Source organism: Psychrobacter cryohalolentis K5 (assembly GCF_000013905.1).
GTDB classification, from domain to species: Bacteria; Pseudomonadota; Gammaproteobacteria; order Pseudomonadales; family Moraxellaceae; genus Psychrobacter; species Psychrobacter cryohalolentis.
In genome coordinates this window covers 2,727,003-2,742,151 of the sequence record NC_007969.1, presented here as the reverse complement: position 1 = coordinate 2,742,151, position 15,149 = coordinate 2,727,003, and the positions used below count along the sequence as shown (strand labels likewise).

Genomic DNA, 15,149 nt, shown 5'->3' with positions numbered 1-15,149 from the left:
GATAAATAGCAGTAATAAAGGCTATTAGCTTAAAATAATTGAGCTAATGGTAACTTTTTTATCAGAGTAATAGTAACTTTTTAATGTGACAAATGATAAATGACTTCCTATTAATAGGGCGTTTGTGCGTACTTATCAAGGGTGCTGTCTATAATCTATCCATAAAGATAGCATATAAGCCACCAATAAAAATGCCCTAACAAATTTGTTAGGGCATTTTTAGAGCAATCTTAGCAGTCAGTACCAGTTAATGGCAAAGATTTAGCTAGATTACATTGCTTGCTGCTGTTGTTGCTGAGCAGCTAATAGGTCTTGGTAGCTAACTTCTTTGTCAGTTACTTTACCTTGCTCGATTAGATAATCAACCACTTGGTCTTCTAATACAACAGACTCAATGTTCGCGCGCTGTTGCTTATCAGTGGTGTAGTACTCGATTACCTCACTTGGATCTTCGTAGTTTTCAGCCGCTTCTTTGATGAACGTCTCAACGCGAGCTTGGTCAACTTCTAAGCCTTTGGTATCGATAACGCGAGCAACGATGATGCCAAGGCGTGCCGCACGTAGTGCTTGCTCTTCGAATAACTCATTTGGTAGCATGTCTTTATCGAAGCTATCAGCATTCGCACCGAACTGCTGAGAAAAACGTTGCATCATCATGTTGCGTTGACGCTCGATTTCTTGCTCTAGCATAGCATTAGGTACGTCAAACTCGTTCTTTTCTAACAAAGCATCAAACGTTGCTTGCTTTACTTGGCTACGAGCAGCATTTTTGATTTCGCGTTCCATGTTTTTGCGAACGTCATCTTTTAACTTCTCAACGCCGCCTTCTTTAACACCAAATAGCTCAAGGAATGCATCGTCAATTTCTGGTAGCTTAGATTTTTCAACCAATTTTACATTGATTTTGAACTGAGCTTCTTTACCCGCTAAGTTTTCAGCTTGATAATCTTCTGGGAAAGTCACGTCGATGGTTTTTTCTTCGCCAGCTTTCATACCTTTGATGCCTGCTTCAAAGCCAGGAATCATCTGATTGCTACCGATAACCAATTTGAAGTCTTCAGCAGAACCGCCTTCGAATTTTTCGCCATCGATAGAGCCTTCAAAGTCAAAAGTGACTTGATTGCCTTTGTCCGCTTTACCTTTTTTCTCAACGAATTCTTCACGTTGTTTTTGTAGGTTTTCGATCATGGTGTCAACATCAGCTTCATCAACCTTGGCGGTATGACGTTCAACTTCGATCTCATTGATACCTTGTACATCAACTTCTGGGAAGATTTCAACAGTGGCTTGATAAACCAAGAAATCATCTTCAAGTTTTACGTCGTCGATATTCGGCATGCCAACGGCGCGGATGTCTTCAGATTTGATCGCTTCAAATACAGTATCACGGATGACGTCGTTGATCACTTCTTGTTGAATGCCAGCACCGTACTGTGAACGGATATGTGACATAGGCACGTTACCTTTACGGAAACCGTCAATCTTGGCAGTTTTCGCTACTTGGCGAATACGGCCTTCAACTTTGTTTTGAATCTTTTCAACGGGTACTTTAACCGTTAACTGAGTTTCTTTGTTAGATAGCTTGTTGGTTGTGACTTGTAAATCTGTAGCCATGATCATTACACCTTTAGGATTAAATAATAGACAACCATGCCTCAAAATACGGGCGTTTATGACTGGTTGCCGTTGGAATAAATAGGGGATAGTGATAGCAAGTCATTCTCAAATCAATGCCTTTAGCAATCGCTGCTGGCTCTGAAAAACGACATGTTTAATCTTAGTCGATACTATCAAATATCAATAATAAACCGTCAATAGGTCGCATAATAACGCTTTTTGGCGAATAATACAGACAATTAACGGCTTTCAACAAAATTTTAAAAGTAGAACAGTATAATCTATCTGTTTATTAAAGTAAAAATTATCTGTTTTGTCGTTTACGCGGTATCAATTTACTATATCAGTCATCTCATTTAAAGTACGTCTTGTATGTCTACGCCTGATTTACTGATGTGAGGATTAAATGGCATCAAATTGGATAACTACAAGAGATAAGCGTCTTATAAAGGCAATTGCGCCAATAACTGCTTGATCGCCTGACCGCGATGGCTGATGCTATTTTTATCCGCAGCACTGAGGCTTGCCGCCGTCGCCTGCAGCTCTGGTAACCAGAACAGTGGGTCATAACCAAAACCGCCGTCACCATGCGCTGTCTCTGAAATCTCACCGTGCCATAAACCTTGCGCGATAATCGGTAGCGGATCATCGGCATGACGCACCATTGCCAGTACGCAAACGAACATGCCCTTAATAGCAGTATCAAGCTGTGCTGCGCGGATAGGCTGCAAGTCAGCGATAAGCTTTTCATTATTCTTACTGTCGTTACCATGCTCGCCGGCATAGCGCGCAGAATAAATACCGGGTGCATTACCCAGTACTGGCACACAAAGTCCAGAATCGTCGGCAATCGCAGGCAATCCACTAATACGGCTAGCATGACGGGCTTTTATAATGGCATTTTCGATGAAACTCAAGCCATCTTCAATCGCATCGTCGATATCGAGCTGACCTTGAGGGACAATCGTCACATCCAAATCTGCTTCTGCAAATAGTCTTGTGAACTCAGCAAGCTTGCCTTTATTATTGCTGGCGAGTACCCATTGCTTTTGAGATGTAGATTGGGTCAAGGGTCGCGATGTACTGGTAGCACTCATAGTGGATATTCCGTCATGTAATTAAGTCTAAATAAAAAATAGTGATTTATATTAAGGTGCTATTTTTATATTTTTTTTGTTTGCTGTTCGCAAGCAATACTGATTGCGATTTGCATAACATTTGGTAACTGATATTTGTCGCCACTATTGCTATAATATCTGCCAAGCTACAGTGAATTATATCTTATAGCTTGTGAATATTTGGTTAATAAAGGCTGACAAAGTCAAGTGTTTGGCTTTTGAGCCAAGAGCAAGAAAAGAATAATAGTTAATTTTGGATTCATAATAATACGTGATACTGTGTTCAGCAATACAATGTATTAATCGATAAAATTCATTTTAAACAATAAACTCAGCCAATTTAGCCAGCTATTTTATAGGGTTTTTTGCGTGTTAAAAATAGCGTAAAATTCAGTTTCCATAAAATAACAGTTAAAACAGCAAGGATAAAATAACTATGTCAAAGATTACTTTACCAGACCTACCATATGCAAAAGATGCTTTAGAGCCGCACATCAGTGCTGAAACTTTAGAGTTCCATCATGATAAGCATCACAATGCATACGTGACTAAGCTTAACGAGTTGCTACCAGGTTCTGGTCTAGAAGACAAAACGTTGTCAGAAATCATCATAGCAACGGCTAAAGATGACAGCAAGCAAGGTATGTTTAACCAAGCAGCCCAAGTATGGAACCACACGTTCTATTGGAACTGCATGACGCCAACAAACGGCGGCGGCGAACCTACTGGTGACTTGAAAGCGAAAATCGAAGAAGATTTCGGTAGCTATGACAAGTTCCGTGAAGAGTTCAAAAACGCAGCATTGACTCAGTTTGGTTCAGGTTGGGCATGGTTAGTGGCTGATAAAGTCGGTGGCAAATTGTCTATCGCCAAAACTGCTAACGCTGACACGCCACTTGCACATGACCAAATCGCGGTATTGACTTGTGATGTATGGGAACATGCTTACTACATCGATTATCGTAACCGTCGTCCTGATTACGTCGATACGTTCCTAGACAAACTAGTGAACTGGGACTACGCAAATGCGAAATATAAAGGTCAAGATGCTGGTGTTGAAGAGTAATCTTTAACGACTAAGGTTTTGATTTGAAAAAAGGACGCTGAGAGGCGTCCTTTTTTTGGTTTAATGATTATAGGAAGGTTGTACTAATGTCGAAATGATAGCTGCTATACTTGTATTTTTTAATATATTGTTTCAGGGGTGATAGTGGAAACGTTCTTAATAGTTGTTGTGATAACGACGGTTTTATTTCTCTTTATGAGAGGGGTTTTCTCTTTTAAAAATGCTACCCAATTAACGCTTAGACCCTTTAATGAGTGGCTAGTTCTATCTAAAGGGGTAAGTAAAAAAGAACGAGAAGTAATGAGCCATACCATATTACTTGAAACTGGAAGTCTGTTAGAGCAAGCAAATATAATTTCGCAGAGTGAGTTCAAAAAAATATTCTCAGGTTCTAGAATTTATGCTTCAGACGTCTTAATACTTACCTTGGTAACGACTCATATTCAGGATCATTTCTCAGAGTCTAGTGAGTTTCCCTTGGATGAATCTAAACAGGCTAGAATTTACTTTTATAACTGTTTTTGTAGATTGTATTTCGAGGGTTTTTATTCCGAAAGTAATATTTATAAGGGTAAAGAGTCTTTAATAGCTATGGCTAGGTATGCTACTGATAAAGAACAACAGCCATGGGATTGAGTGTATGCAGCTTAACTATGGTTACAGCGATCTATCTTTTAGGTAATAATCGATAAATGGTGCAAGCATCTTGAAACCCGTTTTTGCAAGACTTACCCAGCCAATCACGTGCCTTAGCATCATCTTGTTGTACACCTTTGCCAAAATGATACATCCTACCAAGATTAAATTGAGCTCGCGCATCACCTTGGCTAGCTGATCTTGTATACCATTCAAATGCCTTGGCATAGTCTTGTTGTACGCCTATGCCTTGATCATACATAGCACCAAGATTGCTTTGAGCTTGCGCATTACCTTGGTTAGCTGATTTTAGATACCACTCAAACGCTTTAGCGTTATCCTGTTTTACGCCTATGCCTTTCTCATACATTAGACTAAGCTCGTATTGAGCACTAGGATAGCCCTGATTAGCTGCTTTTTGTATCCATTCAAATGCCTTGGTATAGTCTTGTTGTACACCTCTTCCTTCCTTGTATGAAAGGCCAACCATGTTCTGAGCACTAGGATAGCCCTGATTAGCTGATTGTAGGTAAAACTCAAAAGCCTTAGTATCATTCTTTTGAGTATGCATCATACCCATAACAAATAGAGCCTCAGCATTACCTTGCCGAGCTGGTTTTTCTGCCCATTGAATAGCTTTAGGAAGATCTTGACGTACGCCTGTACCACCGTAATACATCATGGCAAGATTTATTTGAGCTCGCGCATCCCCTTGGCTAGCTAATCTCTCCATAAGCTTAAAACTATCAGATTCTCTGTTTCTTCCATAATATTTAAATGCTATTACAGATAAGGCTATCGCTCCGACTACAAACCAGATAAGCATATACACTTTCCTAAATAAGACTGCTAGATTTTAAAAAATAAATACAACTATGAAATAACGACTGCAATAGATAAAAGAAAATTAAAACGCTGCTATAGAAAAATTAGGGAGCGTTCTACGCATCACAACACCTCAAACCCAAACCTACCCAACGCCTCTCTGAGCATCGCAATATTATAATAAGCATGCGCATTGACGGTATTTTGAAAGAAAATATAGAGCGCATCAAAATGCTGACGCTGATTGGCAATCGCTTGCGCCCAGTCCTGCATCTCCGCCTCACTATAGCGATAATCATGGCGGTCAGCCGCACTCATCGCATCCCACCAGTTTAGATTATTGCCATGCATACGTAAGTAGCCAGTGCGCTCGGTAAATATCAATCGTGATGGCGGTAGACCACTGACTTTGGGATAATCAACGCTGCACCAAATCAAACCTTGCTCGGTAAAGCTATCGACCACTTGCGGCGTATGCCAGCCGTTATGACGAAACTCAATAGCGAGTGGGTAGTCCTTAAACCAACTGACAAGGTTTGCCAGATATAGACGATGCTCACGAGTACGATCAAAACCATGTGGGAATTGCAGTAGTAATGGCGCGAGCGCATTGGCTTCAATAAGTGGTGTGAGGGCAGTAAGGAAAGCTTGCGCGTGATCACTAGTGCCTTTACGCGCATGAGTAAAGTCTTGATGCAGTTTGACCGCGAACTTCAACTCACTGTCTGCTTGCACATAGGCTTTATCGACCATACCTGCAAAGGCTTTTTGTCCAATGGGCGCGTAAAAAGTACTATTAATCTCAACTGCACCATATTGCTTGGCATATTCACGTAAGAAGTCCGTTTTTTTGGTACCCGTTGGATACAGCGTACCGAGTAAATCGGTATCGCTATAACCGCCAGTACCGAGGTAAATACGCGGAGTAGGGGCACTATCCATGTTGATCACCCTTTGCTGTTTTTAATGATTAAAATATTGGGCGTGTTGTTTCTAAGCTTATTCCTTATTTAGCTATTTCTTACGTGCCCAAAGCCATTCGATAAGTGCCATCAGCGCATCAGTGTCTGAGCTGTCGTCAAGCTCACGAGAAATGGCTGCACGCCCGTCATCAAATAGCGATTGCGCATAGCTGGTCGCATTATTGACACCCATTAACTTTACATAAGTAGATTTGTCTAACTTTTCATCACTGCCGGCAGGTTTACCAAGCGTATCAGTAGAGGTCGTTACGTCTAGAATATCGTCCTGAACCTGAAAGGCGAGACCGATATGCTGTGCACACTCTTGTAGAGCCATGCGCTGCGGAGCCGTCGCGCCAGCACAGATACCGCCCATCAACATCGCCGCTTCAATTAATGCGCCGGTTTTATCACGGTGAATGGCTTCTAAATCGTTTTGCGAAATCCCAGTAGTGGCTTCAGCATTGAGATCAAGCATTTGACCCGATACCATGCGCCGTGCACGCGGGGCAAAGATAGCAAATAACTGACTTGCGATAGCGGAATCAAAAGGCGCAAAGGTTGGCAGATCCGCCGTCAATACTTCAAAGGCTAGCGTCTGTAATACGTCACCTGCGAGCAGGGCGGTCGATTCTTCAAAGACGATATGAGCGGTTGGTTGACCACGGCGCAGCTCGTCATCGTCCATACATGGCAAGTCATCATGCACCAGCGAATAAGTATGCAGCAGCTCCACCGCCAACGCTGCACGGCGGCACATATCATAATCTGAGTCGTTTTCTAACAAAGATGCCAAGGCATTGTCTTTATCGGCGATTGTGTCATTATGGCTATAAGTGCTGGAAAAAGCGCTGGCAACCAGTAGTGGACGTACCAATTTCCCTGTACCTGTCATTACATAGCGGCAAGCGTCAAGCAGCGGGCTTGGCAGCTCAGCGTAATCAAATAACACTTCGATATCTTTGGCTAATTGCGCGCGCACCTCATGGTGAAACTGCTCTGTGCTATTAAAAGGGATAAAGCTAATAGGAACAACGCTCGACGTAGAAGAAACAGACATAACCCAACCTTCTATCAGGTGAATAATAAAAATATCGTTAGTGTAACATGATAGATTATATTCCTTATGCCACATACATAATCCCTAATGTATTTTTTAAAGTTGTATATTAAAAATAGAAGGTTTGAGATCAAAAACAGAAAGCTTAATATGAAAAGCGGCATGAAATAATGCAACAAGCCCTCGTTACGCATTGGCGATTTAACTTAGTGGTTAAATATGTTTTGATAAGAGGCTGCATTTAAAGGTTAATCACCACGGTCTGATTCCAGTATACAAACAATCACTTAAGGCAGATTGCTAGTCAGGTAAAGGGCTGCTGTGGATTTAAGAGTGACTTGCGAGTATGGTATTAGCTTGTGACAGTCGGGGGCATAATCCCCTACACTAATTGGCGTGAAATTGGTCTAGCGATTGATAACTGAGGTTTTACACTATTTATCAATCGAAAAACGACTATAAAATCAAATCTCAGTCAATAGCTATAATAGTAGTAATATAATATAAGTACATAGCTATAAAGGTACAAGCATAAGCGCTAGATAATAAAGATATCTTCACCGTTTAATTTGGCTCACCATTATCACAATGACGTCATTATTGTTGATTAGGATGAAAGGGCAGGTTAACGGTGCTATTACCCATTTTTCTAACAATAACTGGCTATTTATTTTAATTTTAAAACGTAGCTTTCGTTATATAGCAAGGAGTTCCAAATGGTATACCAAGGAAATCGCATTACGGTGACAATGCTAGAGGATGGCATCGCCAACATGCAATACAACGCCGAAAATGAGAGCGTGAACAAGTTTGACACTGAGACCAATAAGCAGTTTGCTGAAGTTGTTAATGCGTTAGAAAAAGCAGATGACATTAAAGGCTTAATCGTCACGTCAAGCAAAGGCGTCTTTATCGCTGGGGCGGACATCACAGAGTTTGTGGCTTCTTTTAAGCAATCAGAAGAAGAAATCAAAGATTGGGTTATTAATATCAATGACGCCTTTAATCGCTTTGAAGATTTGCCTTTCCCGAAAGTAGCTGCTATCAATGGCGCAGCGCTTGGCGGTGGTTGTGAGATGACCTTAGTTTGCGAATACCGCGTCATGAGCGACAAAGCTATCATCGGTTTACCAGAAACTCAATTGGGTATCTTCCCAGGCTTTGGTGGTACGGTTCGTAGTACGCGTGTCATTGGTATTGATAATGCGCTTGAACTTATTGCGACTGGCACACCAAAGAAAGCACTCGATGCACTAAAACTAGGCTTGGTTGATGCGACTGTTGCTGCTGATGACTTGCAAGATGCTGCCATTGATTTGGTCAAAAAATGTATCTCAGATGAGCTTGATTGGCAAGCGAAACGAGAAGAAAAGCTCGTTCCTGTTAAGCTAAATCAGCTTGAACAAGCGATGGCATTTAACAGCGCAAAAGGTATGATCTTTGCCAAAGCCAATCCTAAGCAATATCCTGCGCCAGCATTAGCTATCGCTGCTATCGAAAAACACGTTAACTTACCACGTGACAAAGCGATTGAAGTAGAAGCGGCAGGTTTTGCAAAAGCGGCGAAAACCCCACAAGCAGAAAGCTTGGTTGGTTTGTTCTTAAGCGACCAATTGGTTAAAAAGTTAGCCAAACAGCACAGCAAAAAAGCACATGACATCAACGAAGCCGCTGTATTGGGCGCTGGTATCATGGGCGGCGGTATCGCTTATCAAGCAGCCAGCAAAGGCTTGCCAATCATCATGAAAGACATCAAGTCTGAGCAATTAGACCTTGGTATGGGTGAAGCCAGCAAATTACTTGGCAAAATGGTCGATCGCGGCAAAATAACCCCAGCAAAAATGGGCGAAACGTTAAGCCGTATCCGTCCAACGCTAAACTATGGCGATTTTGCTGAAACTGATATCGTCATCGAAGCAGTTGTAGAAAATCCAAACGTGAAGCGTGCGGTTCTTAAGGAAGTAGAAGGTCTAGTAAAAGACGATTGTATCTTAGCGTCAAACACTTCAACGATTTCTATTACTTTCTTAGCTGAAGCGCTTGAGCGTCCAGAAAACTTCGTTGGTATGCATTTTTTCAACCCAGTAAACCGTATGCCGCTAGTAGAAGTTATTCGCGGTGAAAAATCTTCTGAAGAAGCGATTTCAACGACCGTTGCTTTGGCCACAAAAATGGGCAAAGTGCCTGTCGTCGTGAATGATTGCCCAGGTTTCTTGGTAAACCGTGTATTGTTCCCATACTTTGGTGCCTTTGACTTGCTACTTAAACAAGGTGCTGATTTTGCTCATGTCGATAAAGTCATGGAAAAATTCGGCTGGCCGATGGGTCCTGCTTACCTAATCGACGTCGTTGGTTTGGATACTGGCGTACACGGCGCAGAAGTCATGGCAGAAGGTTTCCCTGACCGCATGAAGCCTGATTATAAAGGCGCTATCGAGCATTTATATGAAAACAAACGCCTAGGTCAGAAAAACGGCGTTGGTTTCTATAAGTATGAAATGGACAAGCGCGGCAAGCCAAAGAAAGTGGCTGATGAAGCGACTTATGAGCTATTAAAAACCACGACTGATAGCGACAAGCAAACGTTTGAAGATCAAGCGATCATCGACCGCACCATGCTAGCTTTCTGTAATGAAACTGTACGTTGCCTAGAAGACAATATCGTCAGCACGCCGTCAGAAGCAGATATGGCGATGATTATGGGCGTTGGTTTCCCGCCATTCCGCGGTGGTCCTTGCCGTTATATTGACCAAATGGGTCTAGATAACTACTTGGCACTGTGTGAAAAATACGCATACCTTGGCAAAGCCTATGAAGCCCCGCAAAAAATTCGCGATATGGCAGCAGCAGGCGAGACCTTTTACGCTACCGCGTAATAGGCAGTCATTACTAGGATGAAGTGCAGTACACATGCTCGATAAGATGATTGGTAATTTATTTATTATCAATAACCTTCTAAATTAGATAGGCGAGCATTACGGTACTGCCACTGACAATAAAAATTGAAAAGGAAGATAGTATGACAATTTTAAGTCCAAAAGACGTGGTCATCGTAGATGGCGTACGCTCAGCGATGGGTAAAACTAAAAACGGTATGTTCCGCCACGTTCGCGCTGATAGCATGTCTGCTGAATTGGTACGTGCATTGGTTGAGCGTAACGACTTTGACCCACGTGACGTCGAAGACATCATCTGGGGTTGTGTCAACCAAACGCTAGAGCAAGGTCTAAACATCGGTCGTAACATCGGTCTGCTAGCGGGTATTCCAAAGACTGCTGGCGGTCAAACCATTAACCGTCTATGTGGTTCATCTATGCAGGCGCTACACACTGCTGCTGCTCAAATCATGACTGGTCAAGGTGATGTTTTCATCATCGGTGGTGTAGAGCACATGGGTCACGTCGGCATGATGCATGGCGTTGATCTGAATCCTGAAGCGTCAAAGCATTATGCAAAAGCCTCAAACATGATGGGTTTGACCGCTGAAATGCTTGGCCGTATGAACAACATCACCCGCGAAGAACAAGATGCCTTTGGTCTTGAGTCGCATCGCCGTGCATGGGCTGCTACCACTGAAGGTCGTTTTGACAATGAAATCATCGGTATCGAAGGTCATGACGAAGCAGGTCGCTTGCAACTATGTACTGTCGATGAAGTGATTCGTCCTGATGCGACGATGGAGCAAATGCAAAAGCTACGTCCAGCCTTTGATCCAGTAGGCGGTACGGTGACTGCTGCTACCTCATCTGCATTATCTGATGGTGCGTCAGCGATGCTGATCATGAGTGCGCAAAAAGCTAAAGAACTAGGTCTAAAGCCACGTGCTCGCATTCGTAGCATGGCAATTGCTGGTTGTGATGCCGCTATCATGGGCTACGGTCCAGTACCTGCGACGCAAAAAGCACTTAAGCGTGCTGGCATGAGCATCGATGATATGCAAACCATCGAGCTAAACGAAGCGTTCGCAGCGCAAGGCTTATCAGTATTAAAAGCATTGAACTTGACTGATAAGCAAGATATCGTCAACATCAATGGCGGCGCGATTGCTTTAGGTCATCCACTAGGTTGTTCTGGCGCTCGTATCACAGTTACCTTGCTAAATGCTATGGAACAATCAGATACTGAAATCGGTCTTGCGACCATGTGTATCGGTCTTGGCCAAGGTATCGCCACTATTATTGAGCGTGTTTAAGCCTATAGTATTGCAATAATTTTAAAATAGTTAAGCGCTCTAATATGAACCCCTAGTTATCATAACTGGGGGTTTTTGTATTTATGAATCATAGTGGTTTACTTAGAATAAAAAGGTCATAAGTTGTTACTATCACTTATCTCCATTGACGCATTCGCTAAACTGTGACTAAATAAGAGAGTAATTAATCATTATAATTTTAAGTCTGATATTCATTCTAAATCAGTTTAGAGCCGTCAGCTTCAGCCGTACAAGGAGTGTACTATGTCCACCATGATTACTGATCGTACCTACCGTATTGACCGTGAAAATACCCAAGCGATGATAATCGACGTCCAAGAACGTCTGACTCCGCATATCTATGATCATGAAAATATTCTCAAAAAAATAACGACTTTGATTAAAGGTCTGCAAGCGCTTGACGTTCCCATTATGCTTAATGAGCAATATAAAAAGGGCTTAGGCGAGACATTGCCTGAAATTTGTGAGTTATTAGAAGGCGATAATGCCAAAGGTTTTGAAAAAGTCACCTTTAGTGCCTGCGACAATGACGATTCATGGAATCATCTTGCGCAGCAGAATCGAAGCATCATTTTATTATTCGGCGTAGAAGCACATGTCTGCGTGCTACAAACCGCGCTTGATTTGCTAGATAACGGTATGCAGCCGGTTATTATTGGTGATGCCGTCGGTTCGCGTTTTCCGTATGATAAAAAGCAAGCAATTCGCCGTATTCGCCGTGCTGGTGGCGTGATTACCACGGTTGAAACCATTCTGTTTGAGCTTTGCCGTAGTAGCAAAGACCCTGCGTTCAAAACCATTAGTAACTTGATTAAATAATCTTTTTACTCGATTTAAAATAAAATAGCGCTTACTAACATAAGCGCTATTTTATTTTTATGATAACGCCAATTAACGATAGGTTAACGTCTTCTTTTATAGCGTTTATAAAATGTATAATAATTGCTTATGCGTAAAGGTAGAATGAAGCGCTATACATTAGTAGAAAAATTAAGAGAATATTTATGTCATCAGCTAATTCCATGTCATTCACTAACCCAACGCTTGCCTCAAACATTGATATAGATCATGCCACTCATTATCTGTTAGAGCTGGATGCGCTTAAACGGGTAAATCGCCGCAGTTACGTGACGGGTACGACTCGTCTAGAAAACTCTGCCGAACATTCTTGGCATCTCGCTATGGCATGTTGGTCAATCGCTGAATTGTTTGAACTTGATGTCAATCATGAAAAGTTACTAAAGATGGCGCTAGTACATGACTTAGGCGAGATTGATGCCGGTGATACTTTTTTATATGCCGATACACGCACTGATGCGCATCTTGAAGAACGCGCTGGCATTGCGCGCTTACAAGCTGAACGTGGTAATGGCATTAAAGATTTAAATGAGATTTGGGAAGAGCAGGAAACTGGCAGCAGCAAAGAAACCCAGCTGCTGAAAGTGGTTGATCGCTTGTTGCCGTTTTTGCTTAATTTAAATACCAACGGAAAAACGTGGCTTGAGGGTAATGTTACGCGCTCGCAAGTAGCTGGCGCGCATGCCTTTATTAAAGACAGCTTTCCGAGTATTTATGAGTGGCAGGCACGGCAGATTGAATTTGCCACCGCGCAGGGCTGGTTGATTGATGGTTAAATTTATAGCAGTATCGCACTACTAAAAGCGTGTCTTTTTTATTTTGAACGGACTATGTTTTAAACGGACCATCGTGTGCGATAAAGAAAATGCTATTTAAAATGTCATTTATTACTACCAGCATCCGTGGTTTGCTGGACGATTTTTTCTACTTGCATAAAATTTGTATGCCGCACATCTTTGCCGCTGGTGCAAAAAATAACCAGCTCAGCAATGTTTTTAGCATGATCGCCCACACGTTCTAGGGCGCGCAATACCCAAAGTATATTCATCACTCTGGACACGTGGCGGCTGTCTTCCATAATATAGGTCAGCAAGGCTCGAGTGGCAGATTGATACTCTTCATTAACCGCCACATCACTTTGCAATACCGAAAATGCCTGCTGAGGATTCATATGCGAGAAGGCGTCAATCGCATCAAGTAGCATCACGTGCACCTTATTGGATAAATGCTGAACCTCTGAATATCCTCTTGGAGAAGCGCCGTCTTTAATTAATTTGCAGGCCATACGAGCAATTTTTTCGGCTTCATCACCCACACGTTCAAAGTCAACAATACCTTTGCTAACCGCCATCACTAAACGCAAGTCATTTGCTGCGGGTTGGCGCTTGGTGACTAACAAAATGATTTGCTCATCGATTTTAATATCTAGCTGATTAATCAGCTGGTCGTCTGCAATCACTTTTTTTGCGGTCGCTTCATCTGCAGCTATCAAAGCGCGGGTTGCAACCATGACTTGCTCTGCTGCCATGTAACCCATTTGCATAAACAGCTCAATCACATCATGTAAGTCATTATCAAAACCCTTTGATAAATGTTTTTGCGTTATAAGCATGGCGGCTTCCTTATTCTTGTAGATTTAAATAGGATATAAGCATAAAAAATACATCTATAGTCAATCCACTACAAATCAAACACAGTGCTACTGGGATAAGTTTTGCGCCGACTCTGTCTGCGTAGGCACAGCAAGCAAGAAAAATTTATCCTAGTAGCGCGTTATAATATTTGTACTTATTGTATTTAGGACTGACTATATTTATACAAACTGTTTTAACCATAGCGACCAGTAATATAGTCTTCAGTTGCCTTTTGAGCGGGGTTGGTAAATATCTGATCCGTCTCACCCATCTCTACCATATCGCCCAGATACATATAGGCGGTATAGTCAGAGACGCGTGCCGCTTGCTGCATATTGTGGGTCACGATAGCAATCGTATAGTCGTTTTTTAAATCGGTAATGAGCTCTTCAATCGCGCCTGTTGAGATAGGGTCGAGCGCTGAGGTTGGCTCATCTAGGAGCAGTACTTCAGGTTTTGTCGCCACACCGCGAGCGATACAAAGACGTTGTTGTTGACCACCGGATAACGACAATCCTGATGCACGAAGTTTGTCTTTTACCTCAAGCCATAAAGCCGCCTTTTTGAGTGCCCATTCGACACGATTATCCATCTCAGCTTTGCTTAGCTTCTCGTAGAGGCGTACGCCAAATGCCACGTTGTCATAGATGGACATTGGAAATGGCGTCGGTTTTTGAAAGACCATGCCGACTTGTGCGCGTAGCAAGTTCACATCGATGTCTTTGCCCAAGATATTTTTGCCATCGAGGTTGATATTACCTTCTGCACGCATACCGGGATATAGATCATACATACGATTAAACGTACGTAATAGTGTGGATTTACCGCAACCTGAAGGCCCGATAAAGGCAGTCACTTTTTTGTCTGGAATATCAATATTAATATTTTTTAGCGCTTGAAAGTCACCATAATAGAAATTGAGATCTCGAATACTCATCTTGGCAGGCGGCATATGCTGAGGGATATCTGCTACTGTTTGCTGAGTCAAAAAGGCACTGTCAGGCTGCTGCCCTTGATGCTTCTGACTTCCTTGATCTATATTGGAAAATGATTGACCAAATAAACCACGTTGGCTGACGTTTTGCTTATTCTCTTGCTTAACCGCTTTTCTTTCTAGTAAGTCTGTCATCATCATATCCAATTATTTTAGAATGTTGTCA

13 protein-coding genes are annotated in these 15,149 nt (G+C 42.2%); 6 read left to right on the top strand and 7 right to left on the bottom strand.

Features of this window, described 5'->3' with window-relative positions; genetic code table 11:
• Positions 1 to 270: 270 nt before the first annotated feature.
• Together tig and rdgB are read right to left on the bottom strand one after the other, a co-directional pair.
• On the bottom strand, positions 271 to 1,614 hold the full coding sequence (tig, locus tag PCRYO_RS11410) for a trigger factor (protein ID WP_011514543.1): 1,344 nt from the start codon (positions 1,612 to 1,614) through the stop codon (positions 271 to 273).
• Positions 1,615 to 2,060: 446 nt separating this feature from the next.
• On the bottom strand, positions 2,061 to 2,714 hold the full coding sequence (gene rdgB / locus PCRYO_RS11405; protein ID WP_011514542.1) for an RdgB/HAM1 family non-canonical purine NTP pyrophosphatase: 654 nt from the start codon (positions 2,712 to 2,714) through the stop codon (positions 2,061 to 2,063).
• Positions 2,715 to 3,171: 457 nt separating this feature from the next.
• On the opposite strand from rdgB, the gene PCRYO_RS11400 reads away from it, so the two are divergent.
• Together PCRYO_RS11400 and PCRYO_RS11395 are read left to right on the top strand one after the other, a co-directional pair.
• Entirely contained in the window at positions 3,172 to 3,801 is a 630-nt protein-coding gene (locus PCRYO_RS11400; RefSeq protein WP_011514541.1) for a superoxide dismutase, read from the top strand.
• A gap of 144 nt (positions 3,802 to 3,945) precedes the next feature.
• Positions 3,946 to 4,437, top strand: coding sequence for a hypothetical protein (locus PCRYO_RS11395; RefSeq protein WP_041753263.1), 492 nt, complete (start codon positions 3,946 to 3,948; stop codon positions 4,435 to 4,437).
• Between the two features lie 31 nt (positions 4,438 to 4,468).
• Here the strand turns inward: PCRYO_RS11395 and PCRYO_RS11390 are convergent, their stop codons facing one another.
• The 3 genes from PCRYO_RS11390 to PCRYO_RS11380 all read right to left on the bottom strand — a co-directional run bounded on the left by PCRYO_RS11390 (position 4,469) and on the right by PCRYO_RS11380 (position 7,284).
• A complete protein-coding gene (locus tag PCRYO_RS11390; protein ID WP_011514540.1) occupies positions 4,469 to 5,263 on the bottom strand; it encodes a tetratricopeptide repeat protein in 795 nt (264 codons plus the stop codon).
• A 122-nt stretch (positions 5,264 to 5,385) separates the two neighbouring features.
• Positions 5,386 to 6,204 (bottom strand): DUF72 domain-containing protein, encoded by an 819-nt coding sequence (locus PCRYO_RS11385; RefSeq protein ID WP_011514539.1) that lies wholly within the window; start codon positions 6,202 to 6,204, stop codon positions 5,386 to 5,388.
• Between the two features lie 72 nt (positions 6,205 to 6,276).
• Complete coding sequence (locus PCRYO_RS11380) at positions 6,277 to 7,284, bottom strand: polyprenyl synthetase family protein (RefSeq protein ID WP_041753261.1); 1,008 nt, start codon at positions 7,282 to 7,284, stop codon at positions 6,277 to 6,279.
• 716 nt (positions 7,285 to 8,000) lie between these two features.
• Here PCRYO_RS11380 and fadB point away from each other — a divergent pair.
• The 4 genes from fadB to PCRYO_RS11360 all read left to right on the top strand — a co-directional run bounded on the left by fadB (position 8,001) and on the right by PCRYO_RS11360 (position 13,131).
• Positions 8,001 to 10,160 (top strand): fatty acid oxidation complex subunit alpha FadB, encoded by a 2,160-nt coding sequence (fadB, locus tag PCRYO_RS11375; RefSeq protein WP_011514537.1) that lies wholly within the window; start codon positions 8,001 to 8,003, stop codon positions 10,158 to 10,160.
• Positions 10,161 to 10,303: 143 nt separating this feature from the next.
• Positions 10,304 to 11,476: an acetyl-CoA C-acyltransferase FadA gene (fadA, locus tag PCRYO_RS11370; protein ID WP_011514536.1), complete on the top strand. Its 1,173-nt coding sequence runs from the start codon at positions 10,304 to 10,306 to the stop codon at positions 11,474 to 11,476.
• 264 nt (positions 11,477 to 11,740) lie between these two features.
• On the top strand, positions 11,741 to 12,316 hold the full coding sequence (locus PCRYO_RS11365) for an isochorismatase family protein (protein WP_011514535.1): 576 nt from the start codon (positions 11,741 to 11,743) through the stop codon (positions 12,314 to 12,316).
• A 185-nt stretch (positions 12,317 to 12,501) separates the two neighbouring features.
• A complete protein-coding gene (locus tag PCRYO_RS11360; protein ID WP_011514534.1) occupies positions 12,502 to 13,131 on the top strand; it encodes an HD domain-containing protein in 630 nt (209 codons plus the stop codon).
• A 104-nt stretch (positions 13,132 to 13,235) separates the two neighbouring features.
• Here the strand turns inward: PCRYO_RS11360 and phoU are convergent, their stop codons facing one another.
• Positions 13,236 to 13,967 (bottom strand): phosphate signaling complex protein PhoU, encoded by a 732-nt coding sequence (phoU, locus tag PCRYO_RS11355; protein ID WP_011514533.1) that lies wholly within the window; start codon positions 13,965 to 13,967, stop codon positions 13,236 to 13,238.
• A gap of 215 nt (positions 13,968 to 14,182) precedes the next feature.
• Positions 14,183 to 15,118, bottom strand: a complete 936-nt coding sequence (pstB, locus tag PCRYO_RS11350; RefSeq protein ID WP_020444347.1) for a phosphate ABC transporter ATP-binding protein PstB — start codon at positions 15,116 to 15,118, stop codon at positions 14,183 to 14,185.
• Positions 15,119 to 15,149 lie beyond the last annotated feature (31 nt).

Coding starts and splice junctions, on each gene's coding strand:
- fadA (WP_011514536.1), top strand. CDS start 10,304: ATGACAATTTTAAGTCCAAAAGACGTGGTCATCGTAGATGGCGTACGC.
- tig (WP_011514543.1), bottom strand. CDS start 1,614: ATGGCTACAGATTTACAAGTCACAACCAACAAGCTATCTAACAAAGAA.
- pstB (WP_020444347.1), bottom strand. CDS start 15,118: ATGACAGACTTACTAGAAAGAAAAGCGGTTAAGCAAGAGAATAAGCAA.
- PCRYO_RS11360 (WP_011514534.1), top strand. CDS start 12,502: ATGTCATCAGCTAATTCCATGTCATTCACTAACCCAACGCTTGCCTCA.
- phoU (WP_011514533.1), bottom strand. CDS start 13,967: ATGCTTATAACGCAAAAACATTTATCAAAGGGTTTTGATAATGACTTA.
- PCRYO_RS11365 (WP_011514535.1), top strand. CDS start 11,741: ATGTCCACCATGATTACTGATCGTACCTACCGTATTGACCGTGAAAAT.
- PCRYO_RS11380 (WP_041753261.1), bottom strand. CDS start 7,284: ATGTCTGTTTCTTCTACGTCGAGCGTTGTTCCTATTAGCTTTATCCCT.
- PCRYO_RS11390 (WP_011514540.1), bottom strand. CDS start 5,263: ATGCTTATCTGGTTTGTAGTCGGAGCGATAGCCTTATCTGTAATAGCA.
- PCRYO_RS11385 (WP_011514539.1), bottom strand. CDS start 6,204: ATGGATAGTGCCCCTACTCCGCGTATTTACCTCGGTACTGGCGGTTAT.
- rdgB (WP_011514542.1), bottom strand. CDS start 2,714: ATGAGTGCTACCAGTACATCGCGACCCTTGACCCAATCTACATCTCAA.
- PCRYO_RS11400 (WP_011514541.1), top strand. CDS start 3,172: ATGTCAAAGATTACTTTACCAGACCTACCATATGCAAAAGATGCTTTA.
- fadB (WP_011514537.1), top strand. CDS start 8,001: ATGGTATACCAAGGAAATCGCATTACGGTGACAATGCTAGAGGATGGC.